This window comes from Palleronia rufa (genome assembly GCF_000743715.1).
GTDB classification, from domain to species: domain Bacteria; phylum Pseudomonadota; class Alphaproteobacteria; order Rhodobacterales; family Rhodobacteraceae; genus Palleronia; species Palleronia rufa.
In genome coordinates, this window is the sequence record NZ_JQEY01000002.1 from 14129 (window position 1) to 29609 (window position 15481).

The following is a 15481-nucleotide window of genomic DNA, read 5'->3' on the forward strand; positions in this document are numbered from 1 at the left end:
CCGGATGGCTGGTGACAAGCAGAACCTTCAGGAAACCTTTCTCAATCATGTCCGGAAGACCAAGGTTCCGGTGACGATCTTTCTCATCAACGGTGTGAAACTGCAGGGCGTCATTACGTGGTTCGACAATTTCTGCGTTCTGCTGCGCCGCGACGGGCAATCGCAACTGGTGTTCAAGGGCGCGATCTCAACCATCATGCCATCCCAGCCGATCCAGCTCTACGAAGGCGACGAACAGGCGTGATCCGTCACGCGCGGACCCGTTGGCGCCGGCCCGGCGTTGCGTTGCCATGACCACGCGTGCCCTTGTCCTGCATCCCGACATCCAGACCGACCGCGACCGACGGGATGCGGAGCCCGCCCTGTCCGAGGCGATCGGCCTGGCCCATGCGTTGCCGGGGCTCGACGTCGTTGGGGGGCAGGTCGTGCGGCTGCCCCGCGCCCATCCCGGCCATCTCTTCGGCACCGGCAAGATGGATGAGCTGAAGGCCCGGATCGAGGCCGACGATATCGGTCTTGTCCTCATCGACGGCCCGGTTTCCCCGGTCCAGCAGCGCAACCTGGAAAAGGCCTGGGACACCAAGCTTCTGGACCGCACCGGACTGATCCTGGAGATCTTCTCGGACCGCGCCCGAACCCGAGAGGGCGTGTTGCAGGTTGAAATGGCCGCGCTCAGCTACCAGCGCACCCGGCTGGTGCGCGCCTGGACCCATCTGGAACGCCAGCGGGGCGGGCTTGGCTTCGTCGGCGGTCCGGGCGAGACCCAGATCGAGGCCGACCGTCGCGCCATCGACGACCAGCTGACGCGGCTGCGCAAACAGCTCGACAAGGTGGTCAGGACCCGCGAGCTGCACCGCGCCGCGCGCGCCAAGGTGCCGTTCCCCATCGTCGCGCTGGTCGGCTATACCAATGCCGGCAAATCCACACTTTTCAACCGGCTGACGGGGGCAGAGGTGATGGCAGAGGACATGCTTTTCGCGACGCTCGATCCCACCATGCGCGCCGTGGACCTGCCCGCCGGAAAGCGCGCGATCCTGTCGGATACGGTGGGATTCATCTCCGATCTGCCGACGCAGCTTGTGGCGGCGTTCCGCGCGACGCTGGAAGAGGTTCTGGCGGCCGATCTGATCCTGCACGTGCGCGACATCAGCCATCCCGGCAGCGAGGATCAGGCCCGCGACGTCATGCGGATCCTGGGCGACCTGGGCGTGCGCGACGACATTCCCATGATCGAGGTCTGGAACAAGATCGATCAGCTTCCTGCGGAGACCGCGGCGGCGACGGAGCGTCTGGCGGGGCGGCGCGACGACGTGCAGCCGATCTCGGCCCTGGCAGGCACCGGCGTGGCCCCACTGGTCGCGGCGGTCGAAGGCGCGCTGGACGAGGCGCGGACCCGCAAGGATCTGCTATTGCCGTTTTCTGCGGGCCGCAGACGCGCCTGGCTCTACGATCAGGGCGTGGTCGAGGATGAGCGCCAGGGCGACGACGGTCTGCATCTCAGCGTGAACTGGACCCGACGCCAGGCGCGCGCCTTCCACGACATCTGACCGCCGGCGATCGGTGACGGGTGCTCGGCGGGCGACCGGGGCAGCGGCTGGGTTTGGTCCACCGGGACCGTGCCGGTCCGGACGGGCCCCGCCGCGTGCCGGATCGGGGTTTCAGCTGCCCCAGGATCGGACCGGACCGCAATCCATGTGCACGAAATTCGATGAATTGTAGCGTCCAACGCCGCCGGCCGCGACGGCCGCCGCCGCACTGTACATCTGATTGACGGAACGGGACTTGAGCCGCAGGTCGGCGGCTTCTCCGCGCAGGTGGCGCGAATTCTTTGCCACGCCAGACGAACGTCTGCGAAGCATCTCGTTGGTTTCCGGGCTGCGATAGCCGGAAATGAGCATGTACGGCTCTGACGTATCGAGAAGATTATGCGAAGCGGCCATGATGTCCACCGTGCGCGGGTCGATCGACTTGAGCTTGTTGTTGCGCCAGTCGCGCATGAAGAAATGGACCTCGTTCAGGGCGTCCTTGATATATTCGCCTTCGATCCAATATATCGTGTCGAGCGTCTCGCCCGTCCGTCCGGAATACATTCGCAGCCTGCGGATGTCGCCGGCGCCGCGAAGGATGCCGAAAGCGTTTGCGAAGGTCGGTGCGGCCGTCACCGCAGTGGCCGCGAACGCACCAAGAAGTGCGCGCCGCGATAGCCCGGTCGGTTTCATCATCATGTCCTGCGTCCCGTCTGTTCGAACCTGCTTTGTGATCTCGCGTTGATCGCGATTGTGTGCCCGTGCCTCCGGACCTCTTTTCTATGACATGCGTGACGCATTCGAGGAAGAGGCCCTAACCCTATCGGCGAAAACTTCCCTCATTCTGGCAAACTTTCGCTTAACGGATCGTAAAAGACTACTGAACAATCGGATGTTTATAAGAGTGGCTCCGGCGCAACGGTCGGCCCAAAAAATCGACATGACTCGCCCATCATCTGATCCATGTCGCGGCGACGCCCGGAGCTTTCTGCGTCCCGACGCCTGGAACGTCGCTTTGAGACGGGGCTCCACGGCGGGCGTGGACGACGGCGTATCGCCGTCCGTCCGACTGTGCGCCGCCTCAATCGTCGCCGACCGGTCCGCTCACACGCGCTGCGGGTTCTTTCGACGCGTCCAAGCGGATCGTCAGATTGGAGGGCCGGACCCGGCAGGGGCGCTGCCCCTCGCAATGCATGCAGGTCCGGGGTGCGATTGAGCGGAGCTGCGTGGGGACTGTGCAAAGGCGATGTTGGCGACGGCATCGCGGCTGGGACGCCGGGTTCCGTGACGTATATCTGGCGGTTGATGTTTGAATGGCCGCGGGACCGGAACAGGTGGCCATGACCGCCGCCCACGGCTAATCCTGTCCGCGACGCGTCAAGAGGACTACCATGGCATACAGGCTCAACGCCATCGCAGAGGCGCTGTCGGCCCGGCTGGAGGGCGATGGCACTCTGCAGATCGCCGGCGCAGCGGAGCCCGCGGACGCTGGACCGGAAGACCTGGCGCTGGCCATGCAGCCGGCCTATGCGGAGCGCCTGAAAGAGGGCCGTGCCCGCGCCGCGATCCTGTGGGAAGGGGCCGACTGGCGCGCCCTGGGCCTGAAAGCCGCCCTCTTCGTTCAGCGACCGCGCCTGGCGATGGCGCGGCTTACCGCCCGGCTCGATCCCGGTCCGCAGATCGCGCCGGGCATCCATCCGTCGGCGGTGGTCGCTCCCGATGCGGAAATCGGCGACGGCGCCGCCGTCGGCCCGTTCGTGAGCATCGGCGCGGCGGCCCGGATCGGCGTGCGCGCCCGGATCGCGTCCCATGTCTCCGTCGCCGAGGACGCCCTGATCGGTGATGATGCCCTGATCCTGACGGGCGTGCGCATTGGCGTGCGCGTGCGCATCGGCGACGGGGTGATCCTGCAACCCGGTGCGGTGATCGGCGCGGACGGCCTGTCCTTCGTCACGCCGGAAACCTCGGGCGTGGAGCGTGCCCGCGCCAGTCTCGGGGACCAGGGCGACATCGCGCCGCAAAGCTGGACGCGAATTCATTCCCTGGGCAGCGTCGAGATCGGCGACGACGTAGAGATCGGCGCCAATGCCACGGTGGACCGGGGCACCATCCGCGACACGCGGATTGGGACGGGCTGCAAGATCGACAACCTGTGTCACATCGCCCACAACGTCGTGCTGGGACGCGACTGCCTTCTGGCGGGCCAAACCGGCATCGCGGGCTCCACCGTGCTGGGCGACCGGGTGGTGTGCGGGGGTCAGACAGGCGTCGGTGACAACCTGACGGTGGGATCGGACGTGATCCTGGGCGGCGCCACCAAGGTGATGTCCAATGTGCCCGCGGGCCGCGTCATGCTTGGCTATCCGGCGGTGCGGATGGACCAGCACATAGAGATGTACAAGGCGCTCCGCCGGTTGCCCCGCACCCTTCGCGCCATGGCGCCGGGCAAGAAACCGGTTTCAAAAGACGGCGCGGACGACTAGATCTCGCCCCGTCACCGAAGGGGCGAAACCATGGCAGACGACGTCAAGGACAAGGTCATCCGGATCCTCGCCGAACAGGCGATGCTGGAGCCGTCCGACATTGCCCTGACCCAGACCCTGGAGGATCTGGGAATCGACAGCCTGGGTCTGGTGGAGTCGATCTTCGCCATCGAGGAGGAGTTCGACATACAGGTTCCGTTCAACGCCAATTCACCTCAGGACAGCGCGTTCGACATCTCTACCGTGGCCTCCATCATCGGCGCCGTCGAGGGTCTGGTCGCGGCGCAATCCACGTGAGGCGGGTGGTCATCACCGGCGCGGGCACGATCAACGCGCTCGGCCACACGGTCGGCGCCACGATGGAGGCCTTCCGGGAGGGACGCTGCGGCATCGGCCGGCTCGACATTCGGGATGTGGAGCGGCTGACCGTCCAGATCGGCGCGCAGGTGAAGGACTACGACGAGTCCGCGCAGTTCAACCGCCAGCAGATCGCGCTCTACGACCGGTTCACGCAATTCGCGCTGATCGCCGCGGCGCAGGCGGTCGCGCAGTCCGGGCTGAACTTCCAGGGAGAGCTCGCGCAGCGCGCGGGCGTCATCATGGGCACGTCCGGCGGCGGTCTGACCACCCAGGACGAGAATTACCGCGCCGTCTACGAAGAGGGCAAGAACCGCGTCCATCCCTTCGTGGTGCCGAAGCTGATGAACAACGCCGCCGCCAGCCACGTGTCGATGCAGTACAACCTGCAAGGGCCCAGTTTTACCGTGGCGACCGCCTGCGCGTCGTCCAATCACGCGATGGGACAGGCCTTCGCCACGATCCGTTCCGGCGTCGCCGATGTCATGGTCACCGGCGGGTCCGAGGCGATGCTGTGTTTCGGCGGCGTGAAGGCGTGGGAGGGGCTGCGGGTCATGTCGCGCGACGCCTGCCGCCCGTTTTCGGCCAACCGCAACGGGATGGTGCAGGGCGAGGGTGCGGGGATGTTCGTGTTCGAGGAGTACGAGCATGCCCGCGCCCGCGGGGCCGAGATCATGGCCGAGGTCGCGGGCTTCGCCATGTCCTCGGACGCCGCCGACATCGTGATGCCGTCCAAGAAGGGGGCCGCGCGCGCCATCGCCGGCGCGCTGACAGACGGGCGGCTGGCACCCGATGACGTCGGCTACATCAACGCCCACGGCACCGGGACGGCGGCCAACGACAAGACCGAATGCGCCGCCGTGGCCGATGTGTTCGGCAGGCACGCGAATGATCTGATGATCTCCTCCACCAAGTCGATGCATGGCCATCTGATCGGCGGCACCGGTGCGGTGGAACTTCTGGCCTGCATCATGGCGGTACGCGACGGTATCATCGCGCCGACCATAGGCTATGAGGAGTCCGATCCGGAATGCGCGCTCGACGTGGTCCCGAACGAGGCACGGGAGGCCAGCGTCACGGTCGCGCTGTCGAACGCCTTTGCTTTCGGCGGGTTCAATGCGGTGCTTGCCCTGCGCCAGGCCTGAGATGCGTGACCCGATCGCAACCTACAATGAGCGGGTGAAGGCGATTTCGACCTTCCTGACGTCGCTGGGGATCGGGCTCATCGGTTTCGCCGTCATCCGCCCGGCCATCGAAGGGAGCGACACCGAGACTGTCGCCAGTGTCGCATGGGGAGGCGCGGGACTGGTAATGCACGCCATTGCGCTCTATATTCTGAGGTATCTGAAGAGGAACGTATGACATGCTGTTCGATTTCGGAATTCCCATCGCCGCGCTCACTCTGGCGCTGTTCAGCGTCCTGTGGGTCCGCCACGAGGGCCAGAAGCTCGACGACGCTGTGCGGCAGAAAAACGACTGATCCGACGCAACCGACTGACCCCGAAGGAAGAAACCGGGGCGAGCGGCGGATTGACCATGTGTTCCACGACATGAGGCACATCACCTGTCAGCCGAGGGGCCGGCAGGTTTTTTTCACTCCGGACCCACGGGGGAAGTTGCGCTTTTTCCGCGCACTCTGACCGATGGTTTGACAGGTCCGTTCACTGCTCGGGTGCCCAAAATTACCTGAATAACGCGTCGCAAAGCCTTGAAAGGATGACCTATTATCCCCTAAGGCATTGCGGTTTTAACCTGCAACATATCCGGCAGCCTTGAAGTAGTTCCAGCACTCTGCTGGGTCGTAGAGATCGCAGATTGCGCCGATGGCTTGAAAGACCTCGGTGAAGGTTCTGGCCCCGATTTTTCGAAGGTGGGCTTTCAGCTTTGAGCAAGCCTGCTCTATGGGGTTCAGGTCGGGTGAGTATGGCGGCAGGTAGAGGAACCAGCAGCCGTGGTCTCGCAAGGCCTGCGCGGCCTCCTTATTCCGATGCGTGGCCAAGTTGTCGAGGATGACGACGGTGCCGCGTACGATCTCTGGAACGAGCACCTCGCGGATGTAGGCGGCAAAGGCGGGGCCGTCCATCGCGCCCTTGATGACCCACGGCGCGATCAACGCATCTTGTGTCAGCCCTGCAATCAATGTCTGCGTGCCCCAACTTCCGAAAGGCGCCTCCATCGTCAGTCGTTGACCGCGTTTGGCCCTGCCGCGCAGGCGCGTGAGGTTCGTCTTCACTGCYGTTTCATCAATGAAGACAACGCGATCCGGCAAGGCCGCAATGGCAGGCAGACGGTGTTTGAACCACTCGGCCCGTTGCTGCCTTACCTTGGCACGGCGGCGCTCGGTCGCGACCAGTGACTTTTTTTGTACGTGAACCCGAGCCGGGACAGCAGGTTGGCGATGGAAGAGTGGTGCACCCGCACGCCTTCTGCCTCAGCCAGCGCATCGCGCAACTCGAACAGCGTGATGTCGGGGTCCTGTGCGATCAACTCCTCAAGGAAAGCCTGATGCGGTGCCAGCTTCCCCTTGCCGTGCGGCGGTCCCTGGGGGGCCGGTTCCGCATGGCCCTTGGTTCTCACCTGGCGCGCCCACCGCGCGCCCGTCGCTGGCGACAATTTCAGACGCAACGCCGCCGCGCGCCCGCTTGACCCTTCTTCAATGTACTTCTGAAACCGCGCCCGAAGTGCGGATGGCAATGGTGCTGACATGATCCATCCTCCCAAACAGGATGAATCACAGACCAGCTCTCAAGGGAATCCCTCACGATCCAAGTTCAAACCGAAACGCTTTAGAACCGAAAGTACTGGAAGGCCGTTCACCTGCGCAGAAGGCTCGGAGACTTCCGATCTCTGCTACCGTAGCGACCCGATTGCGGGACCCGGGGATCGAACGCTTTCTTGAGGATCCATAGCGCCCTCTGCCCTAGTCGTTCCGGGAAGAACCGGCGAAGCGGCCCGCAAGCTCGGCGGCACGGCGCAGCGCTTTGGCCTTGTTCACCGTCTCGACGAACTCGGCCTCTGGGTCGCTGTCGAACACCACACCGCCGCCGGCCTGGAAGTGCAGCGCGTCGTCCTTCAGTACGGCGGTCCTGAGCGCGATGCACATGTCCATGTCGCCGCTGGCGCTGAAATAGCCCAGGCCGCCGCCGTAGACGCCCCGTTTTTCCGGCTCCAGCTCATCGATGATCTCCATCGCCCGGACCTTGGGCGCGCCCGACACCGTACCCGCAGGCAGTCCGGCCAGCAGCGCGGACAACGCATCCTGATCGTCGCGCAATTCTCCGACCACGTTCGACACGATGTGCATGACATGGGAATAGCGCTCTACGATGAACTCCTCCGTCGGACGCACGGTGCCGATCTTCGCCACGCGGCCGACGTCGTTGCGGCCCAGGTCGAGCAGCATCAGATGCTCGGCGCGCTCCTTGGCGTCGGCCAGCAGATCCGCCTCATGGGCGCGATCCTCTTCCGGCGTGGCGCCGCGGGGACGGGTGCCGGCGATGGGGCGGATCGTGACCTCTCCGCCCATTACCCGGACGAGGATCTCCGGGCTGGCGCCGATGACCTGAAACCCGCCGAAATTGAAATAGAACATGAAGGGCGAAGGGTTCTCGCGCCGGAGGCTCCGGTAGAGGGCGAAGGGGGGCAGCGGAAAGCCCATGGTCCAGCGCTGCGACGGCACCACCTGAAAGATGTCGCCGGCGGCGATGTAATCCTTGGCGCGCTTCACGATGGACAGGTAATCCGCGTGGGAGATATTCGAAACCGGCTCCGCCAGCGGGCCGCTTTCGCCCAGATCGCGGGCATCGGCGGGGGGCGCGCGGTCGAGGTCGCGCAGCGCGTCCATCACCCGCTCGGCCGCCTGGGCATAGGCCGCGCGTGCCGACTGGCCCGACCCCGCCCAGGCCGGCGCCACCACCGTGACCTCTCCCTTGACGCCGTCGAGCACCGCCACGACCGACGGGCGCAGCATCAGCGCATCGGGCAGGCCCAGGGGATCGGGGTTCACGTCCGGCAGATGCTCGACAAGGCGGATCATGTCATAGCCGAGATAGCCGAACAGCCCCGCAGCCGCGGCGGGCAGATCCGCGGGCAGGTCGATCCGGCTTTCAGCCAGGATCCGGCGGAGGGTTTCCAGCGGGTGGCCCTCCATCGTCTCGAAGGCGGCGTCGTCGAACCGGGCGCTGCGGTTCACCCGGCTCACCTCACCACGGCACTCCCAGACCAGATCCGGTTTCATGCCGACGATGGAATAGCGTCCGCGGACCTCACCGCCGGTCACCGATTCCAGCATGAACGTATCGCGCCCGGCCTGTCCAAGCTTCATCATCAGCGACACCGGCGTGTCGAGATCGGCGGAGAGTCGCGCGTGGACGACCTGGTTGCGTCCGGCATCGAAGGCGCGGGCGAACGCCTCGAAATCGGGGAAGAGCTGCATCAGTTGAACTGCGACAGCACCGCGCTGACCGCCTGACTGTTGAGCGATATGCCCTTTTGCGATTGAAGCGCCGCGGTGAAGGCCGAGGTGATGTCCTGTGCGATCCCCTGTCCGGCGGCGGTGCGCACGCCCTCCTTGACGGCTTGCGCCTCCTCGGTCGCGCCGCCGGGCACGCTGACCCCATCCACCCGGATCAGAAGCGCGCCGTCGGCCGTCTCGATCACCTCCGACGCGCCCTCGTCCAGGGCGAAGGCCGCGGTGACGGTACCGGCGGGCAGACCCTCGAGGAACGCGTCGCGCAGCACGCCCTCCTGCCGCGTGACCGTGCCGCCGATGGCGTCGATCGCGGCACCTTCGCGCAGTTGCTCCATGGCCGCGGTCGCCCTGTCCGTAAGTCTCGCGCGGCGCTCTGCCGCCGTCCAGTCCTGCGCCACGCGGTCGCGGACATCTTCCAGCGGCTGAAGCTCCGGCTCCAGCACCTCATCGACGCGGAGCGCGAAAAGACCGCCGTCCGACAGCTGCGTGACTTCCGGAAAATCGCCCGGCTCCGCCGCGGCGGCTGCGGTACGGAACTCTTCATAGGCATCGATGTCGGCGCCGTCCTCGCCGGCCTCGCCGGTGCTCCAGACGGTCTCGCCCAGCCGGAATTCGGTCTCTGCCGCGACCTCTTCCAAGGTGGCGCCGCCGGCCAGAAGGTCGGAGACAGGTTCGATCTGCGCATCAGCGGCGCGGCGCGCGGCGCCGGCGGAAAGTTCCGCGCGCAATTCGTCCTCCACGTCCTCAAGTGGCGTCTGCTGCGGGGCGAGGATAGCGTTCACGCGGAAAAGCGCGGGCCCCAGCGGCGTCTGGACCGGCCCAGCGATCCCCGGTGCGTCGAGCGCGAAGACCGCCTCCGACGCGGCCCCCAGACCGTCCGCCGCGACCGTGCCCATGTCCACGTCCTGAAGCGTAAGGCCGCGCTCCTGAACCAGCGTGTCGAAATCGGTCTCACCGGCAGACAGAGCATCGGCCGCGGCCTGGGCCGCAGCATCGTCGGGAAAGACGAGCCGCTCTACCAGACGCATTTCGGGGCGGTCGTATTCGTCGGACCGCTGCTCGTAGAGATCCTGCACCGCCGCGTTGTCGACCGGAACGCTGTCCGCCAGCATGTCGGGTGACAGCCAGACATAGGTGATACGCTTGCGCCGGGGCAGGGTGTAGGCCTCCGGGTCGGATTCGTACTGGGCGGTGAGGGCGTCGTCGTCCGGCTCCGGCACGGATTGTTCCAAGTCGTCCGGGCCGAAGCGCACCAGCGTCAGGTCCCGGGTTTCGCGCGCGTAGTCGTAGAGCGTGTCCACGAAGGTGGTGGGCGGCTGGACGCCCGCGATCACGGCCCCCTGGAGGAGCGAGCGGGCAATCTCATCGCGCAGCTGGTTCTCGAATTCCGCGACACTCAGCCCCGCGCGTTCGAGCGAAAACGCATAGGCCTGACGGTCGAAGCTGCCGTCGGCGCCCTGGAACGCCTGCATGTCCTGGATCGAGCGCGCGACTTCCCCATCGCCGACCGACACGCCCAGCGTGTCGGCCTCGTCCTCCAGCGCGGCCAGCGACACGAGCCGCTGCAGCACGATCCGGTCCAGCCCGAAATCGCGCGCCTGGGACATGGAGAGCCGCTCGCCGGTCTGCGCCTCCATGGCGCGTATCTCCTGCTGGAGCGCGCGGGCGTAGCGGTCGACGTCGATCTCGGTGTCCCCGACGGACCCGACGACGCGGGCCGAGCCGCCGAAGCTGGTGGCTCCGAATCCCGCGAGGCCGACAATGAGCAGCAGCAAGATGGTCCAGACGACCGCCTTGCCGACAGGGTTCTTGGTGCCCTTGGCCATGGTCACGCGCTCCTTCGCCGTGGGGGTTGGGTCGGTGCGCGCCGGTCTAGGGCAAGCTCAGCGGCGCCTCAAGGGATGATGCGCGTGTACTTCGTGCCCTCGACGGAGGCGCCGGCCAGAAGGCCCGCCTGGCCGAAGACCACGCCGATCACCGGCGACAGCTGGGTGATGGTGGTGGCCGACAGGTTCTGGCCGCGGTCGTTCAGCGCGTATTCGATGTCCGCGCCCGCGGTCCAGCCAGGGGACGAGCGGAAGTCGTAGAGCGCGTTGTTGGTCATGAAGAACAGCACATGGGCGTATTGCTGGGCGCCGAGCTGAAAGCCGAGGCTCGCCTCGGCGGCGGAATAGTAGTCCACGGTCGAGTCCTGCACCAGCAGCGCGCCGCGCCCGTAGGAGCCGCCCGCGCCGAGTGCCGCCTTGGTGATGAGCGGCATGACCAGCACGCCCGCGGCCTTGTCGCGCAGCTGCGCCGTGGCGGGATAGTTGCTGTAAAGGTAGTCCATGGTGGACGCGACCCGCGCGTCGATCGTGGCGGCCCCGTTCGAGCCGACGGCGTTGCTGCAGCCCGCCAGCGCGGTCGCGCCCACCGTGGCCAGCGCGCCCGATAGAACCCTGCGCCGTGTCATGTTGGTCATGGGAATGTCCCTCGTTCCTGCCGATGCCTCTTTGGCGGTCTTTTTGGCGACCGCTCGAACGCCACTATACGTGGGCGTGGCGGGTTTGTCATCCGCCCCGCGTCCGCGCCGTCATCGCCGGGATCCGCACCCCGGCCGGCGGGGCCGGGGCGCTACGAACCGCCTTCGAAAGCGACGCGCCGAAGGGCTTTCAGGCAGGGAAGGGCCGATTGCGGGCTGAGTGACATCAAAGAGGCTTTCCAGTGACTGCGGGGCTGTCTCTGACACGCGTCGGTCACATGTCATCACCGATAGTCGGACAGGCGCGAGCTTGGGAAACCGGGCGCGTGCCGATCCTGCCGGCGTTGGCGAACCACAATCGACCGAACCGGGCCGCGGATGCGACGCCGCGCGCGATCTATGCCGGAAGCTGTCCGCAGGATGCAGTGTCGCCCGGCGGCGGCACCCGATCGGCAAAGGCCATGTGGATATGGTCGGCCCGGGCGATCCACACCTCGTCCCGCGCGTCCGAGATCTGCCGCAGGACCGCCCGAAGGCGCCTGAGCCGGTAAGGCTGGCCGACGATGTACGGATGCAGCGCCACGCCCATGACAAGCGGCTGGTCTGCGGACTGTTCGAGCCGTTCGTCGAAATCGTCCAGGACGATCTGCGCGAACGTGCTGGCTGGATCCTGGCGCGCGATGACCGATGGGATGTCGTTGACCTCCTGCGGATAGGGAATCGACAGCAGCGGGCCGGCGCGCGTCCGCATCCAGATCGGCTGGTCGTCCATGCACCAGTTGAGCGTATAGCTGTAGCCCGCCTCGGCCAGCAGGTCCGGGGTGATCATCGTCTCGGCGATCCAGGGACTCAGCCAGCCGGCGGGCGCGCGGCCTTCGGCCTGGGCGATCACGCGCGTGGCCTCTGCGATCAGCTCTCGCTCCTCCGCCTCCGGCATCGTGCTCTGGCGTTCGCTGTTGGTGCGGCCGTGGCCGGCGATTTCGTCGCCGCGCACGCGGTGCGCTGCCAGCAGTTCGGGGGCATGGCCGTACATCGCGCTGTTGGCCAGGACCGTGGCGGGAAGTTCCAGCGAGTCCAGCAGCGCCAGAAGCCGCCAGGCCCCGACCCGGTTGCCGTAGTCGCGCCACGCATAGTTCAGGACGTCGGGCTGCGCCCCGCCCGGCACCAGTTCCGCCCCAAGGCCCTCGCCGAAGGCGAAGTGCTCCAGGTTGATGGCGAAATAGACGGCCAGGCGCTTGCCGCCTGGCCATGTGAAATCCGGGCGCCGGGTAATCGGAACATAGTCGTACCGGCCATGACCGGGCAGGGCGGTCACAGCGGCGCCTCTGACAGGCCGGCCCGATCCAGCAGGATTTCGGCGCTGTCGTTCCAGACTTCGGTGCGCGTGATCAGCCCGTTTCGGACGGCGAAGAAATCCACATAGCGGTTGCCGTCGAACGCCTGTCCGTCCGGCCATTCCCCATAGAGATGACCGGTGTTCCAGACATGGACCGCGCCGGCCGTCTCATCGAGCGCCGCATCCATGCGCAGGACGCGTTTCCTGACCCAGGCGTAGCGCCTGGCGTTGAAGGCGGCCGGGTCTTCGGGGCCCTGCATGATGCGACCGCCGGTGAAGACGATGACGCAGCCCGGGGCCATGTGGCGGCGTGCGCCATCCGCATCGCCCGCCATCGAACACTCCAGATAGGCGTCGACGATGCGCTTTGCCTGGCCCAGGATGTCTTCTGTCATTGGGTCATCTCCGGTTGTCGGGCCCTTCAGCCCAGTTCCAACGTCGCCACACCGAAGGTGCGGTGCAGATCCTGCGCGGGGGCGGGTCCGCGCCACATCCGGGCGGTCTCGAAATCCGGCGTCAGTTTCAGGTCTGCGGCCAACGCCATGGCGGCCGAATTGGGTTCCGGCACATCCAGGCTGACCCGCGCGGGTCCGGTGCGGTGGGCGCATCCGTTCAGGAGCGACTCGGCGGCGGTCCGGTCCGCTGCGAAAAGCGGCCCGATCTTGTGGCCCGACACGCAGGTTCGCAGCACGGCCAGGCCCGCAAGCGCTCCGTCGCGTAGCAGCACGCGGGCCACGCGGCTCGGATCGCCCGCCAGCCAGCCGCGCAGGAAGGCCGCGCGCTCGAAGCCGGTCACGGCGCGGTCGAGCGCCTGTGCCGTCTCCATATGTTCAGGCTCAAGCGGCCGGGTCCGGTCCGGCCCCGCCGGTGTCAGGACGCCCGAGTGGCGCAGGTTGCGATGCGCCGTTACAAAGCCTGACCTGGTGTAATTGGCCTGCTGTGCCGGCACGCCGTCCAGACCCGTGGTGCGCGGTGCCAGCCGCGCCATACCCTCTTGCCAGAGGGTCAGGCCGACGCCGCGTCCGCGCAGGTCCGGGCGACAGATATAGAGGCCGAGAAACGCGGTCGCGTCACCGAACCTCACGATCGACAGGCTGGCCGCGGGTTCTCCGTCGATTTCGGCCAGAAGGAAGCCGTCCGGATCGGCGGCGTGGAAGGCCGGCGCATCGGCCAGGCCGGGATTCCAGCCCTCCGCCTCGGCCCAGGACAGGACGGCTTCAAGCTCCGTTCGGGTCATCGTTCTGATCGCGGATCGGCCGCGCGTCATGGTTCGGCAGTCTCCGTCGGGCCCGCATAGGCACCGCGTTTCGAAGTCTTCAGCCCCGCGCCCGCCACGGCCGAGACAAGCGCCAGGCCTGACGAGATGCCCTCGATCACCGGGCAGCCGAATTCGGCCTCCAGATCGGCCGCCAGCCGCGCCATGCCGGCGCACCCGAGAACGATGGCGTCGGCCCCGTCCTGCGCGAGTGCCGACTCGACCTGCCGGCGGATCGCGGCCACGGCCTGCGGCGTACCCGCGTCGATATCGAGTACCGGCACGCCCGCGGCCCGCAGCCCGGCACAGCGATTGGCAAACCCGTAGCGCACCAGGTTGCTGCGCAGCACCGGCAGAGCCTGGGAAACGGAGGTGACGATCGCGAAGCGGTCGGCCAGCAGCGTCGCGCAATGGGCCGCCGCTTCGCCGATGCCGATCACGGGTGCGCGGGCCAGGCATCGCGCCGCGTCCAGTCCGGTGTCGTCGAAGCAGGCGATGACATGGCCATCGGTCCCCCGGGCCTCTGCCTCGGCGATCCGTCGCAGCATCCACGGCACCGCCATCGCGCCGTCCAGCGGACCCTCGATCGACACCGGACCGCCTGCCGCGCCCGTCGTTTCGACCGTCACCCCCCGGGGCGCCGCGGCCGATGCCGCGTCGGCGATACCGGCCGTCATCGCCGCGCTGGCGTTCGGATTGACGACGTGGATGCGCATCAACCGCCGCGCCGTCGCTTCTGTATCAGGCTGGCCAGCGTGAACGTGACGATCACCAGCACGACCGATCCGAAGGTCGTCGCGGTCCCGAGCGCGTAGATTTCAGGGTCCGTGACCGTTGTCGTCTTGGCGGCAAGCTGCATGGGCAGGGTATTTTCGGATCCCATGACCTGGGACGAGCGTGCAAGCTCATCCCAGCTGAGCGTGAAACCGAACACGGCGACGCCGATCAGGAACGGCGCGATGATCGGCAGGGTCACGTGGCGAAACGTCTGCCAAGAGGTCGCGCCAAGGTCGCGCGCGGCTTCCTCATAGGCCGGGTCGAACCGGTTGAAGACGGCGAACATGATCAGCAGGCCGAACGGCAGCGTCCAGGTCAGATGCGCGCCCAGCCCCGATGTGTAGGGCCCCAGGGCCGAGATGAAATTCCCCTGGATCCAACCGATCCCCATCGACGCGCCAAGCGCCTTGATCGCATTATCGAACAGCCGGAATTCCAGCGCGATCCCAAGCGAGACCACGATGGACGGCACGATCAGGCTGGCGATGGCGACGTAGAGGAGCACGGTCGCGCCGCGAAACCGGCGACGGAACGCAAGTCCCGCAAGAACCGAGATCGCCACCGTCAGCACCATGACGACGATCGCCAGCAAAAAGGATCTGCGCAGGGCAGACCCGATCCCGACCTGGCTGCCGCCGGCCAGCAGCGTTCCGAACCAATGGGTCGAGAACCCGTTCATCGGAAACACCAGACCGCCCTCCGGGCCCTGGAACGACAGGACAAGGATGGAGATCATCGGCCCGTAGAGGAACAGGATGAACAGCCCGAAGACAATCGACAGGACATAGAAGGCGCGGGGGCGGCGGCCGGTCATG

At 66.7% G+C, this 15481-nt stretch carries 17 protein-coding genes; 6 read left to right on the plus strand and 11 right to left on the minus strand.

The window, feature by feature from the left end:
- Nucleotides 1-4: 4 nt before the first annotated feature.
- Nucleotides 5-244: an RNA chaperone Hfq gene (hfq, locus tag KW83_RS04155; protein ID WP_036175105.1), complete on the plus strand. Its 240-nt coding sequence runs from the start codon at nucleotides 5-7 to the stop codon at nucleotides 242-244.
- Between the two features lie 46 nt (nucleotides 245-290).
- Nucleotides 291-1547, plus strand: coding sequence for a GTPase HflX (gene hflX, locus KW83_RS04160; RefSeq protein ID WP_036175108.1), 1257 nt, complete (start codon nucleotides 291-293; stop codon nucleotides 1545-1547).
- A 111-nt stretch (nucleotides 1548-1658) separates the two neighbouring features.
- Here hflX and KW83_RS04165 read toward each other — a convergent pair whose 3' ends face one another.
- Nucleotides 1659-2219: a YcbK family protein gene (locus tag KW83_RS04165; protein WP_036175939.1), complete on the minus strand. Its 561-nt coding sequence runs from the start codon at nucleotides 2217-2219 to the stop codon at nucleotides 1659-1661.
- 698 nt (nucleotides 2220-2917) lie between these two features.
- On the opposite strand from KW83_RS04165, the gene lpxD reads away from it, so the two are divergent.
- Genes lpxD through KW83_RS04185 form a run of 4 tightly spaced genes read left to right on the plus strand, consistent with a single transcriptional unit; the run spans nucleotide 2918 to nucleotide 5728 of the window.
- Complete coding sequence (lpxD, locus tag KW83_RS04170) at nucleotides 2918-4009, plus strand: UDP-3-O-(3-hydroxymyristoyl)glucosamine N-acyltransferase (protein WP_036175111.1); 1092 nt, start codon at nucleotides 2918-2920, stop codon at nucleotides 4007-4009.
- Nucleotides 4010-4039: 30 nt separating this feature from the next.
- Complete coding sequence (locus tag KW83_RS04175; protein WP_036175114.1) at nucleotides 4040-4306, plus strand: acyl carrier protein; 267 nt, start codon at nucleotides 4040-4042, stop codon at nucleotides 4304-4306.
- Nucleotides 4303-5511, plus strand: coding sequence for a beta-ketoacyl-[acyl-carrier-protein] synthase family protein (locus KW83_RS04180; protein WP_036175117.1), 1209 nt, complete (start codon nucleotides 4303-4305; stop codon nucleotides 5509-5511). Before KW83_RS04175 ends, KW83_RS04180 begins: the two co-directional genes overlap by 4 nt.
- A gap of 1 nt (nucleotide 5512) precedes the next feature.
- A complete protein-coding gene (locus KW83_RS04185) occupies nucleotides 5513-5728 on the plus strand; it encodes a hypothetical protein (RefSeq protein WP_036175119.1) in 216 nt (71 codons plus the stop codon).
- A gap of 385 nt (nucleotides 5729-6113) precedes the next feature.
- Here the strand turns inward: KW83_RS04185 and KW83_RS21825 are convergent, their stop codons facing one another.
- The 10 genes from KW83_RS21825 to KW83_RS04235 form a co-directional block, all read right to left on the minus strand.
- A complete protein-coding gene (locus KW83_RS21825) occupies nucleotides 6114-6719 on the minus strand; it encodes an IS630 family transposase (RefSeq protein WP_407667841.1) in 606 nt (201 codons plus the stop codon).
- Entirely contained in the window at nucleotides 6686-6943 is a 258-nt protein-coding gene (locus KW83_RS21830) for a hypothetical protein (RefSeq protein ID WP_407667839.1), read from the minus strand. The genes KW83_RS21825 and KW83_RS21830 overlap by 34 nt, the downstream gene beginning before the upstream one ends.
- Before the next feature lie 343 nt (nucleotides 6944-7286).
- The gene (gene trpE / locus KW83_RS04200; RefSeq protein WP_036175128.1) at nucleotides 7287-8801 is read right to left on the minus strand and encodes an anthranilate synthase component I; all 1515 of its coding nucleotides are present in this window, start codon (nucleotides 8799-8801) and stop codon (nucleotides 7287-7289) included.
- Nucleotides 8801-10663 carry a peptidylprolyl isomerase gene (locus KW83_RS04205; RefSeq protein WP_036175131.1) on the minus strand — a complete coding sequence of 621 codons (1863 nt, stop codon included), beginning with the start codon at nucleotides 10661-10663 and terminating at the stop codon, nucleotides 8801-8803. Before KW83_RS04205 ends, trpE begins: the two co-directional genes overlap by 1 nt.
- Before the next feature lie 68 nt (nucleotides 10664-10731).
- Nucleotides 10732-11298, minus strand: coding sequence for a lipid-binding SYLF domain-containing protein (locus KW83_RS04210; protein ID WP_036175134.1), 567 nt, complete (start codon nucleotides 11296-11298; stop codon nucleotides 10732-10734).
- Between the two features lie 397 nt (nucleotides 11299-11695).
- Entirely contained in the window at nucleotides 11696-12613 is a 918-nt protein-coding gene (locus KW83_RS04215; protein ID WP_051928259.1) for a polysaccharide deacetylase family protein, read from the minus strand.
- Entirely contained in the window at nucleotides 12610-13029 is a 420-nt protein-coding gene (locus tag KW83_RS04220; protein ID WP_051928260.1) for a nuclear transport factor 2 family protein, read from the minus strand. Before KW83_RS04220 ends, KW83_RS04215 begins: the two co-directional genes overlap by 4 nt.
- Nucleotides 13030-13055: 26 nt before the next feature.
- Nucleotides 13056-13901 carry a GNAT family N-acetyltransferase gene (locus KW83_RS04225; RefSeq protein ID WP_036175137.1) on the minus strand — a complete coding sequence of 282 codons (846 nt, stop codon included), beginning with the start codon at nucleotides 13899-13901 and terminating at the stop codon, nucleotides 13056-13058.
- Nucleotides 13898-14605, minus strand: coding sequence for an aspartate/glutamate racemase family protein (locus KW83_RS04230; RefSeq protein WP_036175140.1), 708 nt, complete (start codon nucleotides 14603-14605; stop codon nucleotides 13898-13900). The genes KW83_RS04225 and KW83_RS04230 overlap by 4 nt, the downstream gene beginning before the upstream one ends.
- The gene (locus KW83_RS04235; RefSeq protein WP_036175143.1) at nucleotides 14605-15480 is read right to left on the minus strand and encodes an ABC transporter permease; all 876 of its coding nucleotides are present in this window, start codon (nucleotides 15478-15480) and stop codon (nucleotides 14605-14607) included. The genes KW83_RS04230 and KW83_RS04235 overlap by 1 nt, the downstream gene beginning before the upstream one ends.
- Nucleotide 15481: the final 1 nt, after the last annotated feature.

What these genes read in the sequence shown, in the direction of transcription:
- lpxD (WP_036175111.1), top strand. Translation starts at nt 2,918, where the DNA reads ATGGCATACAGGCTCAACGCCATCGCAGAGGCGCTGTCGGCCCGGCTG.
- KW83_RS04165 (WP_036175939.1), bottom strand. Translation starts at nt 2,219, where the DNA reads ATGAAACCGACCGGGCTATCGCGGCGCGCACTTCTTGGTGCGTTCGCG.
- KW83_RS04205 (WP_036175131.1), bottom strand. Translation starts at nt 10,663, where the DNA reads ATGGCCAAGGGCACCAAGAACCCTGTCGGCAAGGCGGTCGTCTGGACC.
- trpE (WP_036175128.1), bottom strand. Translation starts at nt 8,801, where the DNA reads ATGCAGCTCTTCCCCGATTTCGAGGCGTTCGCCCGCGCCTTCGATGCC.
- hflX (WP_036175108.1), top strand. Translation starts at nt 291, where the DNA reads ATGACCACGCGTGCCCTTGTCCTGCATCCCGACATCCAGACCGACCGC.
- KW83_RS04210 (WP_036175134.1), bottom strand. Translation starts at nt 11,298, where the DNA reads ATGACCAACATGACACGGCGCAGGGTTCTATCGGGCGCGCTGGCCACG.
- KW83_RS04235 (WP_036175143.1), bottom strand. Translation starts at nt 15,480, where the DNA reads ATGACCGGCCGCCGCCCCCGCGCCTTCTATGTCCTGTCGATTGTCTTC.
- KW83_RS04175 (WP_036175114.1), top strand. Translation starts at nt 4,040, where the DNA reads ATGGCAGACGACGTCAAGGACAAGGTCATCCGGATCCTCGCCGAACAG.
- hfq (WP_036175105.1), top strand. Translation starts at nt 5, where the DNA reads ATGGCTGGTGACAAGCAGAACCTTCAGGAAACCTTTCTCAATCATGTC.
- KW83_RS04230 (WP_036175140.1), bottom strand. Translation starts at nt 14,605, where the DNA reads ATGCGCATCCACGTCGTCAATCCGAACGCCAGCGCGGCGATGACGGCC.
- KW83_RS04220 (WP_051928260.1), bottom strand. Translation starts at nt 13,029, where the DNA reads ATGACAGAAGACATCCTGGGCCAGGCAAAGCGCATCGTCGACGCCTAT.
- KW83_RS04185 (WP_036175119.1), top strand. Translation starts at nt 5,513, where the DNA reads ATGCGTGACCCGATCGCAACCTACAATGAGCGGGTGAAGGCGATTTCG.
- KW83_RS04225 (WP_036175137.1), bottom strand. Translation starts at nt 13,901, where the DNA reads ATGACGCGCGGCCGATCCGCGATCAGAACGATGACCCGAACGGAGCTT.